The sequence below is a fragment of the Polynucleobacter sp. UK-Kesae-W10 genome, from assembly GCF_018881575.1.
Lineage (GTDB): Bacteria > Pseudomonadota > Gammaproteobacteria > Burkholderiales > Burkholderiaceae > Polynucleobacter.
Genome location: NZ_JACVQB010000016.1, coordinates 1 through 349 on the forward strand (window position 1 = coordinate 1; position 349 = coordinate 349).

Genomic DNA, 349 nt, shown 5'->3' on the forward strand with positions numbered 1-349 from the left:
TGCCGTTATAGGTCACGTTGGTATTCACGCCATTGACGGTTAAGGTGGCTACTCCAACCGTAGCGCTGTTATTAGCGCCATAAGTAGAGCCTGGCAATACATAGTTCGATGTTGCGCTAGTACCAGTACCACCAGCAGTCAAAGCTAAGGTGCCTAAGTTGACATACTTATTAGCAGTAGTCACATTGGCATCACTCAAGCTGGCATTACCTACCGTAAAGCCAAGCGCTGCGCCACCAATACCAGTAATGCTCACCTGATTGGCAGTCAATCCGGTAGTGGCGTCATAAGTCTTATTAGCAACTACGGTTGCTTCTGCCTTACCGATCGTCAGGCCACCGTTGTTGTA

1 protein-coding gene is annotated in these 349 nt (G+C 48.7%); it reads right to left on the minus strand.

The genetic code is table 11. The annotated features are described in order from the left end of the window. Positions 1 to 349, minus strand: a 349-nt coding sequence (locus ICN24_RS10290; protein WP_216223697.1) for a hypothetical protein, incomplete at both ends; no start/stop codon positions are given.